The following is a 24,785-nucleotide window of genomic DNA, read 5'->3' as shown; positions in this document are numbered from 1 at the left end:
CTCCTTCAGAACGACGGACTACTCGGAAGCGGCTCCGCCGCCCTGCCACTGGCTGATCCGGAAGATGACGAACTCGGCCGGCTTCACCGGTGCGATACCGATCTCGACGATGAGCCTGCCCTCGTCCACCGAGGACGCCGGGTTGTTGCTCTCGTCGCACATCACGTAGAACGCCTGCTCCGGGGTCGCGCCGACCAGCGCGCCCTGGGTCCACAGACCCCGCAGGAACGAGGTGATGTTGCGCTTGACCCGCTGCCACAGGTCGAAGTCGTTGGGCTCGAAGACCGCCCACTGGGTGCCGCGCTGGATCGACTCCTCGACGAAGTTGAACAGCCGGCGGACGTTGATGTAACGCCACGACGGGTCGGTCTTGGCGAGCGTACGGGCGCCCCAGATCTTGGTGCCGTAGGTGCCGAACGACCGGATGCAGTTGACCCCGTCCGGGTTCAGGAGGTCCTGCTCGCCGCTGGTCACGTTGTTTTCCAGGCGGGCGATGCCGCGCAGCGCCTCGTTGGCCGGCGCCTTCCACACGCCGCGGGCCGCGTCGGTGCGGGCCCAGACGCCGGCGACGTGGCCGGCCGTCGGCACGGTCAGGAACAGCTCGCCGTTGGTGGCGCCGGGCCGGGCCAGCGGGTTCGGGACCACGACGTTCGGGTAGTAGAGCGCGCCGAACGCCGAGTCGCGGGCCAGCCGCGAGCGCCACTCGAGGGCGCGGGTCGCGTTGAGGCCGGGCGGGGTGTCGAGGATGGCCATCTTGTTGTGGCTGGCCTCGCAGAAGTCGATCAGCTGCTTCTGCGCGCCGAGGAAGACCTCCTCGTCGATCGAGCCGTCGTCCTTGGTGGCCACCGTGACCAGGTCGGGGATGGCGACCATGGTGACGTTCTCGGCGATCGCCAGGCCCTGGTAACCCGTCCGGTCGCTCTCGTTGCCGACCAGGTCGGCCGGGGTGACCGACTTGCTGGACACCGGCGGGGCCTGCAGGGTGTAGCGGCCGGCGGCCGGGGCGCGCTCGGCCAGCGACGAGCCCTGCAGCGGCTGCACCTCGATGCGGACGAACTTGGACCGGTCGTTCACCGTCTTCTCCACGGTGCGCGCGCTGCGGCCGCTGAACTGCAGGCCGGGGAGCTCCTCGCGGAGGGCGCCGCCCTCGTAGACGCGCAGGACGTACTCGCCGGAGCTGTTGCCGCTTCCGCCGCCCTCACCCTCGCCCTCGGCGGGCGGGGCCGGCGGAACCACCTCGACCTCGAGGTTGGCGCCGGACTGCACGGCGGACAGCTGCAGGCTCGGGGTGCCTGGGTTGTCGGCGCTCGGCAGCAGCAGCGTCGGCTTGCCGCCGTTGTTCGCGTCGTCGCCCTCGGTGGTGGGGATGCGGCAGATGTACGCGGCGCTGCCACCGTTCTCGAAGAAGCCGCGGACGGCGTGCGGCAGCATCGCGCCCGGCACGAAGCCGCCGTAGACCCGTTCGTACTGCGGCCAGCTCGTCACCAGCTGCGGCTTCACGCCGGCCGGGTCGGTCGGGTCGCCCTGCTCGGTGTCGTAGCGCTCGGTGAAGCCCACGAAGGCGGCCACCGCGGTGCCCACCCCTTCGATGGGCATCGACCCGCTCGGTTGCTCCTCGATGTAGACGCCCGGTGCTCCATACGACGCGGCCATGAAGTCTTCCCCCTGTCAGGCCTGCACCGCGCTGGTCAACAGCGCGGGGTCAAGGTCGGATTCGTAGAACTCCCCGTAGTGCAGCGGCGGGAACACGCGCATCATCGGATGCTGCGACGAGCAGGCCACGACCTTCACCCGCGGGAACCGGTGCACGATGACGTGCACGAGATCCCCGGTGCTGACCTTGTCGAGGTCGAGGACGATCACGTCGGGCAACGCCTCGAGCAACCGCGCGAGGACGTCGTCGCCGCCGGTGTCGACCAGCTCGATGCCGTCGACCCGCAGGATCTGCTCGAGGCCGAGGCGGTGCAGGGCCTCGAAATCCCCCATCAGGACCCGCGTCATCGCCTCACCCCGTCTCCCTGGGTCCCCGTGCAGCCACGGTTCTCCGCCGGAATGAGCCTCTCTCGCGTACGGGTGCAGGCAAAGGTCCGGCGGTGCAGCCATTGGTGCACCGATGCTTCCGGGGGCTTGTCCGGTGCACCGGGTGCGGCCGATGCTGAGGGCCGGAGGTGGCCGGTGAAGCTGTCCGCACGCGAGCCGACCCTGGACGAGCAGCCGTCGCGCTCCTCGGCTGCGGTGGTCGACTCCGTTGCGCGTACCCCCAAGGAAAGCGGAAGCGCAGCGGAGCCGGCGGTCGCCGGCGGCAATGCGGCGCTGCAACGTCTGGCGTCCGGCCGTAATCGGCAGCCGGCCGCGTTCGGAGCCTTCGCCCCCGGGGGTAACAGCGCGCTGTCGCGCCTGGCCCAGCCGAAACTCTCCGTGAGCAAGCCCGGTGACCCGTACGAACGACAGGCCGACGCCGTGTCCGAGGCGATCACCGAGGGCAGCGGTGCCGTCCCCACGATCTCCCGCCTGGTCACCCCGGCGGCTGCCGCGGGCGAACCGCCGGACGGGCCGAACACACCACCCGGCCTCGAACAACTCATCACCTCACCGGGCGGTGGCACGCCGATCCCGCCGGACGTGCGGGCCAAGATCGAGGAGCATCTGGGGTTCCCGCTCGGCGGGGTGCTGGTGCACTCGGACCCGAAGGCGCAGCTCGCGGCGGCGCAGCTGGGAGCCCGCGCGTTCACCACCGGGCAACACATCTTCCTCGGCGCCGGCGAGTCGGCCGGCGATCTCGCGCTGATGGCGCACGAGGCCACCCACGTCGTGCAGCAGACCTCGGTCGGCGTCTACCGGATGCCGATCCAGCGCGACGCGAGCGACTACCTGATGGGCCCGATCCGCGACCTGGTACGCAGCGTGCCGGGGTACGACATGCTGACCGTGGTCGCCGGCTACGACCCGATCGCCAACCGTAACGTCGACCGCAGCCCGGAGAGCCTCACCCGCGGCGTGCTCGGGCTCGTCCCGTTCGGCAACGTGGTGGCCAACAAGCTGATCGAGCTGGGCGTGGTGCAGGGCGCCTACCGGATGCTCGACGACGGGCTGCGCGCCCACAACCTGACCCTCGAACGCATCCAGGGCGAGATCGACCAGGCGTGGAAGGAGATCGACCTCACCGATCCGGACGGCGCGCTGACCATCGTGCGCCGGCACGTGTCCGGCCTCTACGCCGACGCGCTCGGCTTCGTCAAAGGCATCTACGACGCGATCGTGCAGCTCATCCGGGACGCGGCGGTCGGGCTCGCGGAGAAATACCTGGTCGGCACCCCGGTCTGGGAACTGACCAAGAAGGTCTTACATCAAGACCCGCTTCGGGGTACGCCGGTGGAGGCCACCACCGTCCAGATCCTGGAAGACTTCCTGACCCTGATCGGCAAGCAGGACGCGCTCGCCCAGATGCGCGAGCGCGGCACCCTGCAGAAGACCGCCGACTGGCTGGACGGCCGGATCGCGCAGTTCCTCGGCATCCTCGGCGAGTTGAGCGCGCTGTTCAAGGCCGGCTGGGACGCCATCCAGCCGGAGAACATCGCGAACCTCGGCGACAACCTGTCCAAGCTGGCCGACCAGGCCAAGGGGCTGATCGCCCGGATCGGCACGTTCGCCAAGGACGTCGCCACCGAGGTCCTGCGGCTGATCAAGGAAGCGCTGCTGGAGTGGCTCAGCCAGGAGGCCGCCAAGCTGCGCGGGTACCGCCTGATGACGGTCATGCTCGGCGAGGACCCGGTGACCGGCAAGCCGGTGGCGCGCAACGCGGAAAACCTGATCGGCGGGTTCATCGCGCTGCTGCCGGGCGGCGAGGCGACGTACAAGAAGCTGGCCGAGGCGGGGGTGATCGCCGACGCGGCCGCGCAGATCGAGGGCGCGATGACGCGCCTGGGCATCTCCAGCGAGCTGATCATCGGCACGTTCAAGGGCATCTGGGACGTCCTCACCCTGGAAGACCTGGTCAACCCGATCGGTGCGTTCGTCAAGATCCTCGACAAGTTCGGTGAGCCGCTCGGCCGGATCGTCGAGTTCGCCGGCGAGGTCCTCAAGGTCGTCATCACGCTGATCCTGCGGCTGATGAACTTCCCGCCCGGCCTGCTGGACAGCATCATCTCGAACGCGATGGCCGCCATCGAGGACATCAAGCGCGACCCGGTCGCCTTCCTGATGAACATGCTGGAGGCCCTCAAGCAGGGCTTCCTCGGGTTCGTCGACCGGGCGGTGGGCTATCTGCTGAACGGTCTGGCCGACTGGCTGTTCCGCGGGCTCGGGGCGATCGGCATCCAGAAGCCGCCCGACCTGTCGTTCGGCTCGATCCTCACGATGGTGCTGCAGGTCCTCGACATCACCACCGAGAAACTGTGGAAGAAGCTGGGCGACCACATCGGGGCCGAGACGGTCGACAAGATCCGTAAGGGCCTGGCGATCGCCGAGGGCGCGTTCGACTTCGTCAAGGACGTGCAGGAGAACGGCGTCGCGGCGATCTGGAAACACGTCGAGAGCCAGCTCGGCAACCTGTGGGACACGCTGCTCGGAATGGTGAAGGACTGGATCGTCGGCGAGATCGTCGAGAAGGCCACCATGAAGCTGCTGTCCATGCTCGACCCGACCGGCATCATGGCCGTGGTCAACAGCGGCATCGCGTTCTTCAAGGCGGTCCAGTCGGTCATCGAGTACGTCCGCGAGATCCTGATGATCATCAACGACTACGTGACCACGCTCGCCGCGGTGGCCGCCGGCAACGTCTCGGCCGGCGCGCAGAAGGTGGAGAAGGGCCTGGCCGCGGCGGTGCCGGTGGCGATCGGCTTCCTCGCCAACCAGGTCGGGCTCGGCAACGTGCCGGAGGAGCTGGTCAAGCTGATCGGCCAGCTGCGCGAGCTGGTCGACAAGGCGATCGACTGGCTGATGGCCAAGGCGGTGTCGCTCGCCAAGTCGGCGCTGTCCGCGCTCGGCCTGGGCGGCGGTGGCCCCGAGGAGACCGGCGACGACGAAGACACCGAGGAGAGCATCGCCGTCAAGGAGGAGGCGAAGACGATGCTCATCGCCAAGCACGAGCAGATCGGCGACGTCGATCAGCTGAAGGCGGCGGGCGCCGAGATCCTCACCACGCTGACCCCGAAGGGCCTGAAAACCCTGGAGATCGTCCAGGAGGGCGGGTCCGGCAAATACAAGATGTACGTGTCGGCCAGCGCGAAACGGGCCGCCGCCACGATCACCGACGCGCGCGCCGAGCAGTCGGACGTCATCGTGAACGCCTCGGTCAGCTTCAGCGACACGCCCGACCTGTCCAAGCACGCCTTCCCCGAGGAGGAGGGCGCCGCGGCCAGCATGGGCCCGGAGCGGGTGCCGCTCGGCAAGATCTGGAAACCCGGCGGCGACGACCCGAACACGGTGCGGACCGCCACCTACAACAAGACCCACCGGGTCTCCGGCACCAACCACAGCCACGCCGAGTACAACTTCTACAAGTGGGTCACCGAGCAGGCGGTCGGCAAGGTCGTCAAGATCAACGCCAAGCTCGACGGCCGCTGGTCGCCGTGCAAGCAGTGCGCCAACACCCTGAGCGACATCGCCACCTACGTGCGGCAGCAGGCCCCGCCGGGCGCGCAGATCAGCCTGCGCCTGGACTACACCGGGGTGAAGGGCATCTTCGCCGACTGGAACGGCGACGACGCCGCGTGCCTCGCCGCCATCAAGGGCTGGGACGAGGTGCACGGCCTGAGCGGCATCAAGACCGCCCCGGTCGACATCGAGCCGATCGCGATGCCGAAGGTGATCCGCCGCAAGAAGCCGGCCCCGACCGGCTGATCGACGGGGCCGCTGAGCGACCGGGAGGCGGCAGGCCGCCACATGGCAAGCTCTATCAGCGGCATGACAGTTAACCCGATCATGGAGTGCTATCGCGCTGCCAGCCATTGACGAATCAGAGCGAGGTCGGTGTCGGTGAGGCCGGCGAGCGGATCGATTCGGTGTAGGAGTGCCCGTCCTGGATGGTGGGCTTGAACCCATTGCCGATCGGCGTCGGTGATTTCGTCGTCGAGCCAGACAAATGTGTGCCCGGCTGCCCATCGGGTCAGAAACGCCGTCTTCCAGTGCAGCCTATGCTCGGGCTCGTCGTTATCAGGAAATTCGACGACGGGAAGCTTCGGGAGACCGAGCCGGGGCGAGATGAGATCGTTGGCGTCGGCCATCCAGGTCGTTGCCCAGACCAGCTGACACCCCAACGCCAGCAACCTGTCTCCGTCCGCCGGGTCGAGCCGGGCCTAGCTCGCTGAGCACGTCGATGATCTCATCGGCTGTGGCTGCGTCCCGCAGGTGTGCCATCAGCTCGTTCTTCGGCCGCGGCTACTTCACCGTGACCTCCTCGTCCGAGCTGATGAGACCCCGACCAGAAGTTTGTGCATCCCGGCCGCGGCTGCGGGGAGAAACATGCGACTGCGGAAGGCGAAACATTAGTGCTGGACGCTGCGTTCCAGCTGGACTCGCTCCAGCCGGCCGAAAGGTGGGAGCACGTGGAGATTCTGGTACTGACGGGCCGGCCCCAGAGCGAGCTGTCACGCCGAGTGCTACCCGCACTCGACCTGCTGCCGCATCCTCTGCGCGTCGCCAGTCACGACGTGACCTCCTTGGTATCGGGTCCTGATCCTGATGTCGTTCTGGTGGACGCTCGGCGCATGCTGGCCGAGGCTCGATCCACCTGCCGGATGCTGCGGAACACCGGCCTGCGGGTGCCGCTGCTCGCAGTGGTGGAGGAGGCTGGCTTGGTCGCGGTCGCCGACGACTGGGGACTCGACGACGTCATACTGGCAACCGCTGGCCCTGCCGAGGTCGAAGTACGGCTTCGGCTGGCGGTCACCCGGCTCGCTGCCGTAGCGGGCAGCGCCTCCGGCGCGATGATCAACACTGGCGAGCTTTCCATCGACCCGGAGACGTACGCCGCGAAACTCAAGGGCCGTCCGCTCGATCTCACATACAAAGAGTTCGTGCTGTTGAAGTTCCTCGCGCAACATCCAGGGCGAGTGTTTACCCGGGATCAGCTGCTGCGTGAGGTGTGGGGCTACGACTACTTCGGCGGTCACCGCACCGTCGACGTTCACGTACGGCGGCTACGCGCGAAACTCGGCAGCGAATACGAGTCGATGATCGGCACGGTGCGGCAGGTCGGGTACAAGCTTGTGCTTCCGCCTCGGGCTGCAGGTCAGGTAACGATCGAGGACTTGGAGGCCCTTCTCACATAGGCCGGCCGGCCCAGACTGATCACGGCCTAGTAGGGGGCCAAGTCACGGCGCCGACGGTGGGAAGGCTCGCCGGGTCCTTGCCTCTGCCGCACACTCATCAGCCGAAAGAAAGTGGTCGAAAGCGGGCCTCGCGGCGTTCCCCCGGTGCGCCAGGGGCAGCTGTGGCCACAGCGGGGAGGCCGGTGGCGTGCGCGCGACGCACGACCGAAGGTCTCGGCGCAAGCCCTCGACGGGCTCCCGCGAATGTTCGTTTGTCGCCCTTCACCACAGGCTAGCGGCCGGTGGCGCGGACGGTGATCGCCTCGGTGGGCGGGCCGGCGACGGCGCGCAGGGCCGCGTCGACGGTGACCGTGACGACCAGGTCGAGGCCCGGTTTCAGCTGGCCGCCCAGGGCCGACCAGAAGTCGGAGTTTTCGGTGCCGTCGCCGCTGCGCAGCCGCAGGGCGGGCAGTGGGCGGACGGTGGCGAACGCCCCGCGCAGGTGCTCGGTGTCGATCACCGGGTGCAGCAGCAGCGCGGACAGCACGTCGCCGAGCAGCGAGTGCTCGTCGCGGACCTCGCTGGTCCAGGCCGTGATCAGGTAGCGGCAGTCGACCCGGGGCAGCGGGTCGCGGCGGAAGCGGCGGCCGTCCGCCTCCTCGACGATGACCTCGCCGAAGTCGCGTTCGGCCAGGTTGGGGCGCACGTCCCAGAGGTAGAGGTCGACCGTGGGGCGGGACGACAGGGCGGCCGACCACTCGCCGTCCGGAGCCTCGAACGCCACGTCGACGTCGCGGGCCGGCAGCGGCACCACGTCGCGCAGGAACGCCTCGAGGGTCTCATCCAGCAGGTGCAGCATCGGCGTTCCTACTCACTAGGTCGAAGTAGCGGTCGAACTCTTTCTCGGTGCGCAGCCGGCCCATCTTCTGGAACTCCCGTTTCACCGACAGGACCGCGTGCCGCATGGTGATCGGGCTGTCCTCGGCGGCGGCCAGGAACGCGGCGCCGAGCGCGGCGTTGCTGATCACGCCGCCGGTGATCTTGAACTGGCGGGCCAGGAAGTCGAGGTCCAGGTCGGACACCGGCGCGGTCGACGGGAACGCGCGGGACCAGATCTGCCGGCGCTCCGGTTCCTCGGGCGGGACGAAGTCGATCGCCACCGAGATGCGGCGCAGGAACGCCGGATCGATGTTGCGCTGCAGGTTGGTGGCGAGCACGACCAGGCCGTCGTAGGTCTCCAGGCGCTGCAGAAGGTAGGCGACCTCGATGTTCGCATACCGGTCGTGGGCGTCGCTGACCTCGGAGCGCTTGCCGAACAGCGCGTCCGCCTCGTCGAAGAACAGCACCAGGTCACCGGCCGCGGCCGCGCCGAAGATCCGTTCCAGGTTCTTCTCGGTCTCGCCGATGTACTTGCTGACCACCGAGGACAGGTCGACCTTGTAGAGGTCGAGGCCGAGCTCGCCCGCGACCACCTCGGCGGCGAGGGTCTTGCCGGTGCCGGACGGCCCGGCGAACAACGCGACCACGCCGGTGGACGGCAGCGGACTGAACTGCCACTGGCCGTAGACGGTGTCCCGGCCCCGGTGCCGGCCGGCCAGCTCGCGCAGCTGGCTCGCCTCCTCCGGCGGCAGGATCAGGTCGTCCCACTCGCGGCGCGGGCGGATGCGGACGGCGACGCCGTCCAGGTGGCCGCCGGCCAGCCGGCGCACGGCCGGCGCGACCTGGCCACCGTCGGCCGACGCGGCGGCGGCGACCAGGCGCAGCTGCTCACGACTCAGCCGGTACGCCGGGTCGGGCGCCCGGCCGAGCAGCTCCTGCCACTCCTCGTCGCCGGCCACACCGTCGTGCACGTGCATCTCCCGCCAGGGCAGGTCGGGGATGGCTTCGAGGGGCTGCTCCCCGGCCGAGGAGAGCACCCAGCCGAGGTGGCCGGCCTTCACGATCGCGTCGCGCCCGGACGCCGGCAGCGGCTCGGCCAGGTCGAGCACGACGGTCAGCCCGCCGATGGTCGCCTCCCGGATCACCGCCTGCCACTCGGCCTCGGCCGCCGGCGGCGTGGTGATCAGCAGGCCGAGGTCGCCGACCGCGTGCAGCCGGCTCTCCCGGTCGCCCCCGTGCACGAGCAGCAGCCCAGCTCTGCCCTTTGGGGCAGCCGGCACCGACGGGGCGGGACGCCCGGACGCGACCGAAGTCGGCGCACGGCGGATCGTGGCGCCGGCCGGCAGCTTCGGGTCGGCCGCCCCGTCACCGGCCAGATGCCAGATCAGGCGGGCGGCGGGCTCGGCCACGAGCGTCGCCCACGGCCCCTCGCCGGTGAGCCGGGCCAGCCCGGTGCGGATCAGGGCACCGCCGGGCGACAGCGACCGCGCCGACGGGTGCTCGTCCTCGAAGAAGATTCGCCCGAGGCTGGCCAGCGTCAGCCGGGGCAGCTGCACCGAGTCCTGGATGTACGCCACCAGGCGCTGCCGGGCCGGCGAGATCTCCACCGCCACCAGCAGGGCGAGCACCTCGGCCTCGCCCGCGTCGAGACCGGCCGAGCGGACCAGCGCGGCGAACCGGCCGTCGGTCGCGGCGGCCAGGTCGGCGCGGGCCTTGACCACCGGCGCGGCCGCACCGGCGCGCACCGCCGCCACCCGCTCCGGGCCCGGGCCGTCCAGCCCGGGCAGGCTCGCGAGCAGCCGCTCGACCTCGTCGTCGGCCACGAACAGGCCGGCGAAGTCGCGCGGCGGCCGCCCCTCACCGAGGCGGCAGATCAGCGCCTCCCGCTGCAGCAGCGCGTCGGCCAGCAGGGTCCAAGCTTCCACCGGATGCGGCATGACCGGCTAGATCACGCCTTCCCGGGTGGCGACCGCGACGGCCTGGGCCCGGGTGCGGCAGTTGAGCTTGGTCAGGACGTCGTGCACGACGTTCTTCACGGTGCGCTCGGAGAAGCACAGGTCCTCGGCGATGCCGCGGGTGTCCATGCCATCGGCCAGCAGCCGCAGCACCGAGCGCTCCCGGGTGTTGAGCCCGCCCGGGCCGAGGTGCGAGGTCTGGGTGACGTGCAGCAGCAGCCGGGCGAGCATGTCGCCGGGCAGCGCGACGTTGCCGGCCACGACCGACCGCAGGCTGGTGATCAGGGTGTCGGCGGTGAGGGTGCGGTGCGGCAGGATCGCGCTGACCCCGGCGTCGACCATCTCGCGGACGCTCTGCTCGGTGACCTCGCGGACGGTGGCGACCAGCCGGGTGCCCCTCCCCTCGGCCAGCCGGACGGCCCGGCGCAGGGCGGACGCTCCATATTCGAACACCAGGACGTCGAGATCGGCGACGACCGGCTCGGGAGACATCACCGCGCTCTCGCCGCGCACGACGAAGTCGGCCTGCTGCAGGCAGGCCGCCATACCGCGCCGGACGATGGCATGACTGTCATCGATCCAGACAGTCGGCGGCCGTTGCGACATCATGCGTTCCCCCTGGTCAGCGCCCTTTGTGCGGGCGACCGCCCAGTCATGATGTCGCGTGCGAGTCGATCAGAACAATAGCTCTTTCGGCTCTGTCGTTGATCCAACTCAGTTGCCCCTTTCGCTGCCCTTTAGTGCAAGCGGGTCGACCCGTATACAGAGTGGATTACCGTGTCTACCCTCGGGAGCATGCCGAGGTACTCCGCCGAACAGATCTACGGTTTCGCCCGCCGGGCCGGCTTCTCACCGGACGAGTCGGCGACGATGACCGCGGTCGCGCTGGCCGAGTCCGGGGGCAACAGCAAGGCGCACAACCCGCACGGTGAGGACTCCCGCGGGCTGTGGCAGATCAACGGCAAGGCCCACCCGAGCTTCCTGACGAAGTACAACCTGTACGACCCGATCGACAACGCGAAGGCCGCCTTCGAGATCTCGCACAGTGGCAACGACGTTTCCCCCTGGACGACGACGCACGGCGGCCTCAGCTCGCGTTATGTCCGCTTCAAAGAGGACGCCCAGGCCGCCGCGATCGCGTACGGCGACGGCCCCGGCCGCGGTATGTGGACGGGCACCCGCGGCTACGGCGACCACAAGGGCGCCTCGGCCGGCGACGACGATCCGGGCGTCGCGCTGCACGAGGTGGCCGGCAGCCCGCTGGCCGCGGTGGCCCAGCCGACGGTCGCGGCCGGCGCCGACAACGCCGCTCTCGACACGTTCCTCAAGGTCGCCAAGGCGCAAATCGGTGACCGCTATGTGTTCGGTGCGGAAGTGAAGCTCTCCGATCCGAATCCTTCGGTTTTCGACTGTTCTGAATTCACCCAATGGGCGGCGTTCCAGGCGGGGTCGAAGATTCCGGACGGTGCCACCGCTCAATACCTGCACTTCAAGGAAAAGGGCCAGCTCGTCGACGTCGACAAGGCGAAAGACATTCCCGGCGCGCTGCTCTTCTCGTTCGATCGCGAGCCGCGGCCCGGCGACGGCCGCACTCCCGGCGCGCACGTCGCGATCAGCCTCGGCAACGGCAAGGTCGTCGAGGCGGCCAACCCGCGGGTCGGCGTCCGCGAGTCCAACGCCGGCAACCGCTTCGAGTTCGCGGCGGTCATCCCCGGCATCTCCGACGGCACCGCCACCCCGATCACCAACCCGGTGATGCAGCCGCTGTCCTCGCTGGTGCCGCAGTCCACCCTGCCGGAGATCACGGCGGAGCCGGTCGCGCTCGGCGGCGCCGACACCGACCAGGACGGCCTCAGCGACCTGCTCGAGCGCCGCTACGGCCTCGACCCGCTGCGCGCCGACACCGACGGCGACAACCTGACCGACGCGCAGGAGATGGTCACCTACGGCACCGACGGGCGGAAGGCGGACACCGACGGCGACGGGCTCAACGACGCGTTCGAGCTGGCCCAGGGGCTCGACCCGCGCTCGCCCGACTCCGACGCCGACGGGCACATGGACGGCGCGCTGACCCCGCTGCAGCAGACCGACACCGACCGCGACGGCCTGGACGACAGCCTGGAGCAGGTGCTCGGCTTCAACGCCCAGCTGGCCGACTCCGACGCGGACGGGTTCAGCGACGCGCTGGAATACCACTCGGGGTCGAACGCGATGGACGCGCACGACAACCCGCTGCTGCACGGTCCGGGCAGCAGCGGTCTCGGTACCCAGCAGCAGCCCGGGGCCGTCGGCACAAGCCAGATACCGGGTGGTCAGCTTGCCGACGTGACCGATCTTCACGGATCGGTTTGATGCGACCATCGTGGATGTGGAACTGACCCTGCCGGACGAGCCCGTGTCGCTCGCCCCCGGCGTGCCGACCCGGGTGCCCGTGCAGCTGCGCAATCCGTATGCGCAGCCGCTCGACCTGCGCATCTATCTCGCCCGCGGCCGGGCCGCCGGCTGGGCGACGATCGACCCGGCCGGCGTGCACCTCGGGCCGGGCGAGACCGCCGAGATCTCGGTGGTGCTGCAGACCCCGCCCGAGCAGCCGCCGAGCTCCTCGCTGGTGCCGTTCACCGTGCACGCCGAGGAGTCGTCGACCGGGGAGCCGGCCGGCTTCGCCACCGCCCTGTTCAAGGTGGCGCTCCCGGTCCCGGTCACCGGCAAGCTGGTCAGCCGGGACGGCCCGCACCACGAGTACGAATTGCGGCTGGCCAACGACACCCGGGTGCAGGCGCCGCTGCGGATCACCGCCGAGCTCGACCCGCCGTCCGGGTCGGTCACCACCGATCCCGGTGCGGTGCTGCTCGAGCCGGGCCGGGCGGCGGTCGTCGCGGTGCACGCGAAACCCGGCCGGCCGTTCACCGGGCAACCGCGGTCCTTCGCCGTCGTGGTCAAGGTCTCCGACGCGTACGACGCGGAACGCCCGCCCTTCCTGACCGAGGTGGCCACCGGCACCCGCAAGCCACGCGTCCCGACCACCGTGCTCTTCGTGACGGCCACCGTGCTGGCCATCGGGGCCAGCGCGGCGATCCTGCTCACCGGCGACCACAACTTCCTGCCGTTCAAGAAGAAACCAGCGGCGACCGCGGCCGGCGCGCCCGCGCAGGTGACCGTCGGTAAGCCGTACGCGCTGGTCGACGTCTTCCCGCACCGCGGTGCCGACGGCGGCAAGGCGGCCGCGGATGCCGCCCTCAAGAAACTGCAGGCCGACAACATGCCGGTGCGGCTCGTCGACAGCCTCGCCTCCGACACGCTGGCCGACGATCCGGACGGCTACTGGGTCCTGCTGCAGGATGGTTTCGGTTCGCCGGCGGCCGCCGAGGCGTACTGCGCGCAGTGGCGGTCGGTCGCACCAAAGTGCAAGGTCACGTCCTAGCGGACGAAACAGGGGGCACGAACGATGCAGTACGGGTTGGGGATCGACCTCGGCACCACCCAGACCGCGGCCGCGGTGCGGGTGGACGGCCGGGTCGAGGTCGTGCGCCTCGGCGGGCGGCGGGCCGAGATCCCGTCGCTGGTCTTCGTCAAACCGGACGGCGGGCTGCTCATCGGCGAGGCCGCCGAACGCCGCGGCCAGGCCGAACCGGCCCGGCTCGCCCGCGAGTTCAAGCGCCGGATGGGCGACCCGGTGCCGATCCTGGTCGGCGGCACCCCGTTCTCGGCGCACGCGCTCACCGCGAAGCTGCTGCGGCACGTCCTCGACACGGTCGCCGGCCTGCAGGACGGCCCGCCTGCCGCGATCACCGTGACCCACCCGGCCAACTGGGGGCCCTACAAGCGCGAGCAGCTCGACCAGGCGATCAAGCTGGCCGACGCCGGCCCGGTGCAGACGCGCAGCGAGCCGGAGGCGGCGGCCCTGCAGCACGCCACCGCCCGGCGGATCGCGGACGGCGAGACGGTGGCCGTCTACGACCTCGGCGGCGGCACCTTCGACGTGGCCGTGCTGCGCCGCGACGGGGACGGGTTCGTGCTGCTCGGCGAGCCGGAGGGGGTCGAGCAGCTGGGCGGCATCGACTTCGACGAGGCGGTCTTCGGGCACGTCCTCACCGTGCTCGGCGACAAGGCCGACCTCGACCCGGGCGACCCCGAGGCGGTGGCGGCGCTGGCCCGGCTGCGGCGCGACTGCGTGGAGGCCAAGGAGTCGCTGTCCTTCGACACCGAGACGATGATCCCGGTGGCACTGCCCGGGCTGCACACCCGGATCCGGCTCAACCGTTCCGAGCTGGAGTCGATGATCGCGCCGTCGCTGGCCGACACGATCACCGCGACGCAGCGGGCCCTGCGCGGCGCGGGGGTCGCGCCGGCGCAGCTCAGCGCGTTCCTGCTGGCCGGCGGGTCGTCCCGGATCCCGCTCGTCTCGCAGCTGCTCTCCACCGAGTTCCAGCGGCCGGTGGTGGCCGACCCGCACCCGGAGCACAGCATCGCGATGGGCGCCGCGGTCGCGACCGCCGTGGTGGTCGGCGGCGGGTCGCCGTTCGCCGCGGCCGCGCCGCCACCGCGCCCGGCCGAGTCGGCGCCGACCGGCGGATATTCGCCGATCTCATCGCCGCAGTGGGGCGGTGCGGCGGTCGCCGCAACCGGCGCGGCACCGGCCAACGGCAGCAGCGCGACCGGCACGCCGACAAGCACCAACCCGGGAGCCGGCAGCCCGCCTTACGGCACCCCCACCCCGACCTACGGCAACGCGCCCGTGAGCAGCACGCCCGTAAGCAGCGCACCCACCAGCACCCCACCGGCGAACGGCGTGCCCGGCCAGGCCGCCCCGAGCCACGGCCCGCTCGCCTACTCCCGCGGCTCGGCGTCGATCCCGGGCGCCGCGGCCCCCACCGCCCTGGGCACCACCCCACCGATCGGCATGGCCCCAAGAACCGGCGCGGGAACGGCCCTGGCCGGCGGGGGTGCTCCCCCCGGCGTACCGCAAGATCCTCGGCCGTGGCCGCCGCCTCCCCTGCCCGGACCGCCCAAGCGCAACCTCTCCAAGATCTTGATGGTCGCCGCCCTGGTGGTGGCGGTGATCGCCGGCGGCACGGCGGCCGGCCTGGTCCTGCTGAACAAGAGCAACAAGGACAAGAACGCCGCCGCGACCCCGACCGCGACCACCGCGTCGGCCGCCGCATCGCAGGCCGCCCCGGTGGATCCGCTCGCCCCGCCGACCGACACCATGCTGATCCGGGTCGACACCCCGATCGCCGGCGGCAAGAAGGAGTCGAAGGTCTACTCGTTCACGCCGGGCAGCGACACCCGCACGATCTTCCCCGGCACCAAGGCGGGCGACGTGCTGCCGAAGTGGTCGCACTCGCGGCAGCAGATCGCGATGACGCACAACAACGGGGAGCACACCTCGATCGACGTCATGAACGCGGACGGCAGCGACCGGCACGAGGTGGCCGACGACGCCGGTGGCCGGGTGGCCTGGTCGGCCGACGACAAGAAGATCGCGTTCATGAAGAAGTTCGACGGGACCAAGCAGATCGCCGTGCTCAACCTGGAGACCGGCGAGCTGAAGCAGCTCACCAAGACGAAGACGCAGAAGGACGACGCGATGTGGTCGCCCGACGGCAACTCCATCCTGTATTGGCTGAACAGGGACGGGGTGCGGCAGGTCTACGAGCTGACGGTGGCGAACCCGAAGGAGCCGGGCCGGCAGATCACCAAGCCGGAGACCGGCCAGGTCAACGATCCGGTCTACTCCCCCGACGGCAGCCAGGTGCTGTTCACCCTGGAGGTCGACCAGGACAACTCGGACATCTGGCTGGTCGGCATCGACGGGTCGAATCCGCACCGGGTGACGTCGAACCCGGCGCGGGAGATGGATCCGACCTGGTCACCGGATGGGAAGTGGTTCGCGTTCGTGCGCGGCGACTACGACCATCCGACGGTCGTTATCCAGCGGCCGGACGGGTCCGGCGAGAAGGTGCTGACCAAGCCCGGTGCGTACGAGGGTCATCCCTGCTGGTACTGAACGAGCAGGCCCTCGCAGCTGCGGGCCGCGGCCCGGGCGGCGGTCTTCAGCTCGCGCGGGGAGAACGGGTGCTCGGCGGTGTTCTGCCAGCGGATCAGGGCTTCCTGCGCGGCGGCGGCGATCCGGCCGGGCGCGGCGTCGGCGGGCAGGCCGAGCCGGCTGTGCGCGGCGCCGCCGGCCCCGCCGAGCAGCAGGTCCATCTCGGCGAGCTGCTCGTCGGTGCCGGGCAACCGGCCCGAGCGCAGCTGGTGCAGCAGGCGTAGCTCGACGAACTCGTGGGCGCTGGCCCGGATCCGCTCGGCCTCGCCGGCGATGACCGAGCCGGACGGGGTGCACTCGTCGAGGACGGCCAGGGCGGAGCGGGCCTTGAGGACCTCGCTGCGGCCGACGAACTGGGCGGCGAACACCTCGCGCAGCCGGTCGATGCCGCTGTGGTCGGTCAGCGCCCGGGCCAGCGCGGCCGAGTCGGCGACCGACTTCTCGCGGATCAGCCGGATGGCGAGCCGGACGCCGAAAAGGCCGAGCCGTTCGAGCACCCGCGCCCGCTGCGGCCCGGACGCGGCGAACCGGTCGGCGGTCAGCAGCAGCTCGACGACCTGCGCCATCGGTTCGGCGGCGATGGCGGCGAGGATGCGGTATTCGTCCTCGCGCAGCGTCGCGCCGGCCGCGCCGAGCAGGCCGGCCACCGGCACCACCACCGGGCAGAGCCGGCGCAGCCGCTCGTCGGAGGCGTAGCGGGCCGCCACCCGGCCGGCCGACTCCATCGCGTCGAGGCGGCAGCCGCCGATCTCGTCGGCGCGGGACAGCACGCCGACCGCGTTGACCGGGGTGCCGCTGGACAGGCCGTCGCCGTGGAACGACTCGAGGAACCGGACGTCGCTGCCGTGCATGTGCCGCAGCAGGTAGATGACGGCGTCGGTCTTCGCGGCCCGCTCCCCCTCGGCCTCCAGGAACGCCATGGTCCGCAGCGACACGTCGGTGGAGAGCGACGCGATGCCGGGCGTGTCGATCAGGGTGTGCTGCCGCAGCCGGGCGCTCGGGACCCGGACCTCGAGGTGGTCGACCTCCTCGGCCGGGCGGCCCAGGGATATCTGCACGGCGCCGTCGCGGCGGGTGAACGGCCGCGGTTCGGCGGTGCCGTCGTTGAGGAACGCGGTGACGGCGTAGGTGCGGCCGTCGGCGTACCAGGTGACTATCCGGGTGCACTCGCCCGCGTCGGTCGGCGCCAGCTCCTCGCCGACCAGGGCGTTGAGCAGGGTGGACTTGCCGGCCTTCACCTTGCCGGCGATGGCCACCCGCAGCGGCTCGTCGATCCGCCGGCGGGCGTCGATCAGGCGCTGGTCGCGGGTTTCCGCGATGGCCCGGTCGAGCAGGATGCGGACCTGGTCGAGGAGGCTCATGCGGCCAGCCTGTCCAGCCGGCGCTTCTGCTCGGCGAGCGCGTCGGCCCGCTCCCGGCGCTGCTCGGGCGGCAGCTCGGCGATCTCCCGGACGGCCTGGGCGGCCGCGGCGGCCGACCGCTCGGCGGCCTGCGCGCGGGCGGAGAACTCGTCACGCAGGAACCGCTGGGTGCGCCGGACAGCCTCACGGCAGTCGCGGCCGACGTGGAAGCCGACGTCGTCGACGTACCTCCGGAGCTCCTGTTTGGCCTGAAGCCGACGCTGCAGCACCTGCCGCTCCCGCTCGCTCTTGATCATCCGGCGGCCGAGGGTCATGCCGGCGAGCAGGCCGAGCGGCGCCGCGAACGCGAGGCTGAAGAACGTGCCGACGGCGCCGAGCATGTAGATGCCGCCGTAGGTGACCCGGGCCGCGGTGAACGCGCCGAGGAACTGCTGCATGCCGGACTTCTGGAAGCTCACGTCGAGCTCGTTCACCTTGCGCAGGGCCAACTCCGGGGCGGGCAGGTCGACGTCGAGGCTGTCGTACTCGATGCCGAACCGCTCGGCCACGTCGTGCGCGAGCTGCTCGGTGCGGGTGACCAGCACCATCAGGTTGTCCACCGCCGCGGCCGCTGCCTCGCGCGTCGCCCAGGCCTGGAAGTCGCGCCACGTCTCCCGCGGGTCCGACTCGTCGAGCAGGTCCTCGCCGCGGCGGACCATCAGCCGCAGTCGTTCGCGCAGGTCGTGCTCGACGTCGGCGCTCAAGTCCTGGATGCCGTCGCCGAGCACGGTCTGCCACGAGCCGCCGGCCAGCCAGGCACTGCGCCGCGACTTCTCGGCGAACCGCCGCACCACCTCGGGCGCGGCCTCCGGCTGGGCGGCCACCACGTGCTCGGCCTCGACCCGCTCGCGCAGCTGCGCCGCCACGAACCGGATCTCGGCACGCGCGGCGGCCAGCTTGTTCTCCGCGGCCGCGCCGAGCACGTCGCGGCGCAGCAGATCGACCAGCCTCGGGAAGCCGGACTCGTCGTTGAGGGCGGTGTCGTCGCGGGCCTGCGCCCGCATCCGCAGGAACGAGGAGACCGCCACGATCGGCACGTCCAGCCCGGCCCGCTCGAAGTGCCCCTGGTTGATCTCGGCGATCCGCCGCCACTCCCCGTAGAGGTCGGTCTTGGTCAGCACGCAGAACGCACGCGGGCACCGCTCCATCGCACGCCGGAGAAACTCCACCTCGGGGGCGGTCAGCTCCTGCGCCGAGTCGGTCACGAACAGCGCCGCGCCGGCCAGGGCGAGCGCACCCAGCGTGAGGTTGCCCTGCGCCGAGTCGAGCCCGCCCACCCCCGGCGTGTCGATGATCGACAGCCCGGCGCCGAGCAGCCGCCGATCGAGCCGCACCTCCACCGCCCGCACGCCCGCTTTGTCCCCCTCGGCGATGTGCCGCGGCAACTCGTCGAAGCCGACCGGCACCGAAGCGAGCGCCCCGTCGTCCTGCGGCACCTGCAGAAACGCCGCGGCCGGCCGGCCGTAGCGAAGAATGGTCGGCACCGCGGTCACGATGTCCGAGTCGACCGGGCAGATGTCGGTGCGCAACAGGGCATTCACGAGCGTACTCTTGCCCTGCTTGAACTCACCGACCACGGCCACCGTCGCATCGTCGGCACGAAGCCGCCCGAGCGCCTGGTCGAGCCGCTCCACAAGATCACCGCGCTGGGCCGCCGCAGCCAGGGCGCGGGCATCGGCCAGCTCCGCGAGCACGCCCGTGGTCAACCGCCCTGCCCCACCTTCATCTCAAGACAAACCTCAGCGTCCGAACCCTACGCGCCCCGCTCAAGACCTGACCAGCACGGCACGGTCCACGCCGGATTCGAAGCCGCGGAAAGGCCGGATGGGTCCGAAATCCGACGCCGGTGATCAGCGTGCGGAGATCGGGCATTCCCATTACGATCAGCCTGCCCCGGACGCCTCCGAGCGCCGCGCGGCCCAAGACCTCCGCACGGACCTCGCGGCACGGCACCCCGCGAGATCCGTGCGGAGCCGTTTCAACCCCAAGAATCGCGATCTCCGGCATCCGGTCCAGCCGCCGGCAGCGTCGCTTTTATGAGTACGGGGATAGGACGAGTCCACTGAGAGCAGCGAAGCTCGCTGCGGCCTCACGGCCGTTGGCGACCGCCGGGCCGGTCGACTGACGTTCCGCAACGGCCGCCGGCGACGGCCAAATTTGCCACGGAGCCCGCAATCAAGAGTCCATCGCTGCCGATCACGCGAACAATCAGCAATTCTGGGCGGGGGCGTTCCCTCGTCGGAAGGTACGCATGCGACGTCTACGTGGACTGCTGCCGGCGATATTGGTGATTACCTGCCTGTTGCTGATCACCGCTTCGCCCGTTCTCATGCTTCTCGCCGTTCAGCTTCCGCTGCCGTGGAACCAGTTGGGCGACGCCGGCCAGGCCTATGGGGCGACGTCGGCCGTGCTGAGCGGGCTGGCCCTGCTGGGGGTCGCGGTCTCCCTGGTGATCCAGCAGCGGCAACACCGGATGACCGAGGAGCAGACCGTCCGGCAACGGCACTTCGATCTGGTCCGGCTGACGCTGGACAACATGAAGTTCCTGAACAGCTGGGGCTTCGTACCGCAGGTCGATTACGACCCTGCGCTCATCGGCTTCAGCAATCTCGTTCTTACCTACTGGCTGATGCTGTTTCGGATCGGCCACATGGACGAGGAAATGCTCCGGACCAACGCCCGGGGCTTCTTCGCCGGTCAGGTCGGACGCGATCACTGGAGACAGGACGGCGAGAGCTGGCCGGCGATCGGAGAGCGCGACAAGAAGTTCGTCGAGATCCTCAACGAGGAGTACCACCGGGCGATGGAGTCCGGGCCAGCCACCGTCGTGCCGCCGAAACACCATGCGACGGAGATCGATCGGCGACTTCCCGCGGGAGCGCGGCAGGCGCTGGTCTACGGAGCGGTGATCGGCACGGCGGTCGGCGGCTATCTGGCCGGGCGCAGCCGCCGACGCAACTGACCCGGCCGGCGGTCACCGATCACCGGTCACCGATCACCGCGGCCAATCGAATTCGCCGTTCTTGACGCCGGCGATAAACGCACCCCATTCGCGGGATTCGAACCGGAGGACCCGGCCTCCGTCGGCGCTGTCCGACAACTCGACCTTATCGGTGACCAGCGCGACCCACACGCAGGAAGGGTTCGAGAAGCACCGCTCGGACTTCCGCCTCTTGCCGTCCGCAGTAAGCGGCATGGAATTCTCCTCGTTCCGTTTTGGCCGGCAAAATGCCTGCTGCCGGACCATAAACGAATCGAGGAACCCTAGTGCGGACGTGCGCGAACTACTGCGGGCTTCTGCCGCACAATGCGCCACTATGCGCCACAACGAGCTATCGGGGACGGAGCCGGAAAACTCCGGACGGCAAGGATTGACCATGCCATCCGGAGCTGTCGAAAGCATTCACAAATAGCTATTGACTGCCTGCATCGGCCTTACGCATCAGGACGAGAAGCTCATCGCGGTGCGCCTTGGTCATCTTGAAGGCCGCCATGATCCTGTTCAGCGTTCCCCAGTTGGGTCCGACGCCCGCCGGCTTCAGCGCGGCGGCCACCGGCCGACTGTACTTTCGATAATAGTTGGGATTCTCGCCGTCCGGATCTGCCGCTATGTCCGCATCTTCCGCTATGACCTGTGCCACGGCATCCCAGGAGATCTCGCCCCGAGCCCGCTGCACATACTTCCGCCATTTCGTGCTGTACTGATCTTCGCTCAGGAGCAACTCAGCGATGCGCGCCCGGAGCGGTGCGCGCAACTCGGACACTGGCTTTGCTCTGCCCCTACCGCCGGCCGGCACGTTATCGCCGATCTCGTCGGCTACACCCTCCCCAAGCTCAGGCGTCATTTTTGAATTGGCCTTCCCGAAGCGTCCAGGTTCTTCTATTTTTCGACACCCTTAACACGTCCGGAAGCACCAGCGGGCCGTAGCTGGCTCCACGTTATGAGTGGAGCGCCGACCCTCTCGCAGGGTAACCGCAGAGGTACCACTAGTGACGTGCGGTGCGCAATTGCAAACCGTTTCGGGGGATCTTACCGCTTCCTCCGAGACCTAGCGCGCAAAAACGACCCCGGCGCGTATGCAGACTTCGGGCACCTAGCCGAGAGCGTCGAGCGCGGCCCGAACCGGGGCCGGTAACCCCTCGGACCAATGTAGATTATGTGGGCATTCCGGGCAATAGTCTGCCATTGCAGCTCGCACTACAGTCTCCGATACTAGGTGCAAATCCGGATATAAAGGTATATCCGGATCGTCTAGCTCCACGTCGGACTTCGCCGCGAAGTAGGCGTCCAGGGCGGCCTGGACCCACGACGGTGGCAGGTTGTAGGAGTTGGGCGGATCCTCAGCCCTGCGCCCGACGGCCATGAGCCATTCGAGGCGGCTCGATGCGAGCAGGTCCCGCGCCACCCCCTCGCCAAGCGTCGGGTCGGCCAAGGCGTCGCGCACCCGCCTGTGGGTCGCCAGCCTGCCTGCACGCAACGACGGCATGGGACAGCCCGCGTCGTCGGAGTAGTCCGGACTGCGATGCCAGTTGTCCATGGCCAGCCAGAGCCATGCCCGGCGTCGACTGCGATGCTCGACCGCGGCGTCCGGCGTCATCGGATCGCCGAACGCGGCGAGATACGCGTCGAGGGCATCGAAGACAGCCTGCGGCATGGACATCCGGTCGAGCCACGCGTCCGCGGTGTTGCCGGCAAGTTCGTCCTCGGCCTGGCCCACCAGCCGGGTGGTCGCCTCGATCACGCCGGCTTCCCAGGCTCGCGCCCGATCGAGTGCCGGGGGTGCGGCCCGGCCGACCTCAGCGCGATCCCGTCGCACGCGACTCACCGCCATGCCGATCAGGTGCGCGTTGGCCGCGAGCAGGTAACCCAGGACGCGTTTGAAGATCGACACAACCTGGCCGGCCCGAAGTCCGGCACGGCTCGCCGGACCGGCCACGCGTCGCACCCAATTCCCGTACGGTCGGCGGCCGGCCGCCGTTACCCAGGTGGCGTCGAGCGCTCGTCCGGTGGTTGTCGGTCGCAGGTCTTTCACTCCTACGTCTCCCGTCAGGTCACCCTGGCATTTCCGTTGGCAGCAAGGGCAACAGATCGATGACGGACGGTGCATACAGCGTACCGACGTCCGATCAGATGTCCCGCCCGGGCCACATCAGCAGTCAGGCCGGATCGGGGCCGCCGCGCCGGCGACACTCGAGCGCACATGTCTCATGACGGTGACACTGTCAGCGCTCCCGGTCCCCGACCATCCACAGGCCGCCCGGTTCTCGTCGCCGGCCGACGAGGCTTCACGCCGACCCGGCATCGGAATACGGACGTCCGGCGGAATTCGAATGGGTCACCGGCCGAGCAGCAGGGGTGGCCACATCGGATGCGCTCGAGGCGTGCCGGCAGGCGGCTTCGCCGCCAGGTCGCCAACGGCCGTAAGGATGCACGCAGCTTCGCTGCTCTCAGTGGACTCGGCCTATCCCCGTACTCATAGTCAGCGCAACTCGTCGATGCGCCTGATCGCCGCCTGGACCTGATCGATGAGATCACCGAAGGTGTGTTGCTGGTTTCCGGCTACCGCACGCACCTCGGCGATGGCGTCGCGGACGCTGCCGATGTTGTCGTTCATGGTGGCTACCGCCTCGGAGACGTCGGTGGCGGTCGTCGTCAGCGTGCCCAGCGTGGCGGTGATCCGGTCGGCCGAGTCGGCGGTGTCGTCGGCCAGTTTCTTGACCTCGCCCGCCACCACCGCGAAACCGGTGCCCGCCTCGCCTGCCCGGGCCGCCTCGATCGTCGCGTTGAGGGCCAGCATGCGGGTCTGGCCGGCGATCGACGAGATCATCGCGACCATCTCCCTCGTTGCGGGCAGGCTCACCGACAGGGCCTCGGCGGCCCGGTCCGCTTCCGCCGCGTGGCCGGACAGCTCCTCGGTCGCGTTCTGGGCGGTCGCGACGCCGGCGTTGATGTCCTGCACCGAGGTTCGGGCCGCGTCCACCTCGCGGACCGCCTCGGCCAGCTGGGCCGCGATGCCGTTGATGGCCTGCTGGGATTCGGCCTGGACCCGCTGCTCGGTCTGCTGCTTCGTGCGTTCCTCGGTGGCCCGGTGCTCCTGGAGTTCCTGCTCCTCGCGGCGCCGGCCCTCGGCGATCTCGGTCTGGCCGGCGGCGAGCGAGTCGAGCATCGCGTTGATGGTGTGGCCGAGCGCCCGGATGTCCGGTTCGCCGGTGCGGTCGGGGACCCGCAGCGAGAGGTCGCCGGATCGCATGATCTTCTCGGTGGTGCGGCTGAGCGGCTCGACCTCGCGGCGGATGCTGCGCCGGATCACCAGGACGATCACCACGGCGACCGCGACCACCGCGACGACCAGTACGGCCAGGATCTGCAGCAGGGTCTTCTCGGCGAGGGCGCGGATCGGGCGGTCGACGGTCACTTCGAGGGTGACCGGGGTGCCGTCCACGCCGGCGATGGTGCTGTCCACCGCCAGGTGGTCGCCGACGAAGCTGGTGGTGATCGCCATCGCGCCGAAGATGCTGTCCTGGACGGGGTGCGTGACGGCGTCGCTGCGGACGGCGTCGCGGGTGCTGACCGCGTCCCCGGTCTGGCCGGCGAGGCCGGCGATCGCGGCGTCGTCGAGGGCGCGCATCAGGATCAGGGCGCCGGCCGAGGCCCGGCGGTCGTCGGGGAAGGACGGGAAGCCGCAGAACTCGGTCGGCGTGCCGGTCACGCTGACCAGCCCGCAGCGGTAGGTGCCGGGGTCGCCGCCGGTCGGGAACATCCTGGTCAGCACGGCCGGGTCGGTCAGCGCGGCCGGCAGTGGCTGGTAGCCCTTCATCGTGACCAGGCCGCCGACCTGCGGGTTGCCGTCGTGGTCGACGCCGACGGCGGCGGTGATGCCGTACTTCCCGAAGAGGACGTCGCCAGGCAGGTCGTCGGCGAAGCCCGGTTTGTCACCGTGCCGGATGTCGTCGTACGAGCTGGTCCAGATCGAGTTGGTGACGCCGAAGTCCTGCAGCCGCTGGGCGTGCTGGTCCAGCGCCACCCGCAGCTCGTCGGCCTCGTTGGCGGCCTCGCGCTGTTCCAGCTCGTCGAACGCGCGCAGCGCCACCATCCACAGCGGCACGAAGAGGAACAGCACCATCGCCGCCACCACGGTCACCACCGGCAGCAACGCCTGCCGCCGGAGCGCAACCGTCCAGCCCATTTCCCGATTGTCCGACCTCTTCCGCCGTTCGGGCCGTGGTCGGTCAAGCTACTGGCGAGTAGATTGCG

At 70.1% G+C, this 24,785-nt stretch carries 17 protein-coding genes and 1 pseudogene; 6 read left to right on the top strand and 12 right to left on the bottom strand.

What is annotated here, in order from left to right; translation table 11 throughout:
• Nucleotides 1-18: 18 nt before the first annotated feature.
• The gene (locus Adu01nite_RS10920; RefSeq protein WP_203726466.1) at nt 19-1,653 is read right to left on the bottom strand and encodes a phage tail sheath family protein; all 1,635 of its coding nucleotides are present in this window, start codon (nt 1,651-1,653) and stop codon (nt 19-21) included.
• A 15-nt stretch (nt 1,654-1,668) separates the two neighbouring features.
• Nucleotides 1,669-2,001, bottom strand: coding sequence for a hypothetical protein (locus Adu01nite_RS10915; RefSeq protein ID WP_203726465.1), 333 nt, complete (start codon nt 1,999-2,001; stop codon nt 1,669-1,671).
• Nucleotides 2,002-2,175: 174 nt separating this feature from the next.
• On the opposite strand from Adu01nite_RS10915, the gene Adu01nite_RS10910 reads away from it, so the two are divergent.
• Nucleotides 2,176-5,841, top strand: a complete 3,666-nt coding sequence (locus Adu01nite_RS10910; RefSeq protein ID WP_203726464.1) for an eCIS core domain-containing protein — start codon at nt 2,176-2,178, stop codon at nt 5,839-5,841.
• A gap of 89 nt (nt 5,842-5,930) precedes the next feature.
• Here Adu01nite_RS10910 and Adu01nite_RS10905 read toward each other — a convergent pair.
• A pseudogene (locus Adu01nite_RS10905) lies at nt 5,931-6,293 on the bottom strand (hypothetical protein); the annotation flags it as partial.
• Nucleotides 6,294-6,545: 252 nt separating this feature from the next.
• Between Adu01nite_RS10905 and Adu01nite_RS10900 the strand changes: the two are divergent.
• The gene (locus Adu01nite_RS10900; RefSeq protein ID WP_379136532.1) at nt 6,546-7,271 is read left to right on the top strand and encodes a winged helix-turn-helix transcriptional regulator; all 726 of its coding nucleotides are present in this window, start codon (nt 6,546-6,548) and stop codon (nt 7,269-7,271) included.
• Nucleotides 7,272-7,542: 271 nt separating this feature from the next.
• Here Adu01nite_RS10900 and Adu01nite_RS10895 read toward each other — a convergent pair whose 3' ends face one another.
• From Adu01nite_RS10895 to Adu01nite_RS10885, 3 genes are read right to left on the bottom strand one after another with little or no spacing between them, the layout of a single operon-like run.
• The gene (locus Adu01nite_RS10895) at nt 7,543-8,109 is read right to left on the bottom strand and encodes a Pvc16 family protein (protein WP_203726462.1); all 567 of its coding nucleotides are present in this window, start codon (nt 8,107-8,109) and stop codon (nt 7,543-7,545) included.
• On the bottom strand, nt 8,090-10,054 hold the full coding sequence (locus tag Adu01nite_RS10890) for an ATP-binding protein (protein WP_239132288.1): 1,965 nt from the start codon (nt 10,052-10,054) through the stop codon (nt 8,090-8,092). The genes Adu01nite_RS10895 and Adu01nite_RS10890 overlap by 20 nt, the downstream gene beginning before the upstream one ends.
• A gap of 18 nt (nt 10,055-10,072) precedes the next feature.
• Nucleotides 10,073-10,693, bottom strand: coding sequence for a response regulator transcription factor (locus Adu01nite_RS10885; RefSeq protein WP_203726460.1), 621 nt, complete (start codon nt 10,691-10,693; stop codon nt 10,073-10,075).
• 186 nt (nt 10,694-10,879) lie between these two features.
• Here Adu01nite_RS10885 and Adu01nite_RS10880 point away from each other — a divergent pair, with 186 nt between their 5' ends.
• The 3 genes from Adu01nite_RS10880 to Adu01nite_RS10870 are packed head-to-tail and all read left to right on the top strand — an operon-like array spanning nt 10,880 to nt 16,091.
• Nucleotides 10,880-12,436 carry a transglycosylase SLT domain-containing protein gene (locus Adu01nite_RS10880; RefSeq protein ID WP_203726459.1) on the top strand — a complete coding sequence of 519 codons (1,557 nt, stop codon included), beginning with the start codon at nt 10,880-10,882 and terminating at the stop codon, nt 12,434-12,436.
• Between the two features lie 16 nt (nt 12,437-12,452).
• A complete protein-coding gene (locus tag Adu01nite_RS10875; RefSeq protein WP_203726458.1) occupies nt 12,453-13,505 on the top strand; it encodes a COG1470 family protein in 1,053 nt (350 codons plus the stop codon).
• Between the two features lie 24 nt (nt 13,506-13,529).
• The gene (locus tag Adu01nite_RS10870; protein ID WP_203726457.1) at nt 13,530-16,091 is read left to right on the top strand and encodes an Hsp70 family protein; all 2,562 of its coding nucleotides are present in this window, start codon (nt 13,530-13,532) and stop codon (nt 16,089-16,091) included.
• On the opposite strand, the gene Adu01nite_RS10865 is transcribed toward Adu01nite_RS10870, so the two are convergent.
• Nucleotides 16,073-17,491: a dynamin family protein gene (locus Adu01nite_RS10865; protein ID WP_203726456.1), complete on the bottom strand. Its 1,419-nt coding sequence runs from the start codon at nt 17,489-17,491 to the stop codon at nt 16,073-16,075. The genes Adu01nite_RS10870 and Adu01nite_RS10865 overlap by 19 nt on opposite strands.
• On the bottom strand, nt 17,488-19,236 hold the full coding sequence (locus tag Adu01nite_RS10860) for a dynamin family protein (RefSeq protein ID WP_203726455.1): 1,749 nt from the start codon (nt 19,234-19,236) through the stop codon (nt 17,488-17,490). The genes Adu01nite_RS10865 and Adu01nite_RS10860 overlap by 4 nt, the downstream gene beginning before the upstream one ends.
• Nucleotides 19,237-19,832: 596 nt before the next feature.
• Here Adu01nite_RS10860 and Adu01nite_RS10855 point away from each other — a divergent pair.
• A complete protein-coding gene (locus Adu01nite_RS10855) occupies nt 19,833-20,492 on the top strand; it encodes a DUF6082 family protein (RefSeq protein ID WP_203726454.1) in 660 nt (219 codons plus the stop codon).
• A gap of 33 nt (nt 20,493-20,525) precedes the next feature.
• Here Adu01nite_RS10855 and Adu01nite_RS10850 read toward each other — a convergent pair whose 3' ends face one another.
• The 4 genes from Adu01nite_RS10850 to Adu01nite_RS10835 all read right to left on the bottom strand — a co-directional run bounded on the left by Adu01nite_RS10850 (nt 20,526) and on the right by Adu01nite_RS10835 (nt 24,717).
• Complete coding sequence (locus Adu01nite_RS10850; RefSeq protein ID WP_203726453.1) at nt 20,526-20,726, bottom strand: DUF397 domain-containing protein; 201 nt, start codon at nt 20,724-20,726, stop codon at nt 20,526-20,528.
• A 217-nt stretch (nt 20,727-20,943) separates the two neighbouring features.
• Complete coding sequence (locus tag Adu01nite_RS10845) at nt 20,944-21,294, bottom strand: hypothetical protein (RefSeq protein WP_203726452.1); 351 nt, start codon at nt 21,292-21,294, stop codon at nt 20,944-20,946.
• Nucleotides 21,295-21,624: 330 nt separating this feature from the next.
• Nucleotides 21,625-22,467 carry a hypothetical protein gene (locus Adu01nite_RS10840; RefSeq protein WP_203726451.1) on the bottom strand — a complete coding sequence of 281 codons (843 nt, stop codon included), beginning with the start codon at nt 22,465-22,467 and terminating at the stop codon, nt 21,625-21,627.
• Nucleotides 22,468-23,010: 543 nt separating this feature from the next.
• Nucleotides 23,011-24,717 (bottom strand): methyl-accepting chemotaxis protein, encoded by a 1,707-nt coding sequence (locus tag Adu01nite_RS10835; RefSeq protein ID WP_203726450.1) that lies wholly within the window; start codon nt 24,715-24,717, stop codon nt 23,011-23,013.
• Nucleotides 24,718-24,785 lie beyond the last annotated feature (68 nt).

Origin of the sequence: Paractinoplanes durhamensis (assembly GCF_016862175.1) — a bacterium.
GTDB lineage: Bacteria > Actinomycetota > Actinomycetes > Mycobacteriales > Micromonosporaceae > Actinoplanes > Actinoplanes durhamensis.
This window is presented reverse-complemented; position numbering and strand designations above follow the sequence as displayed.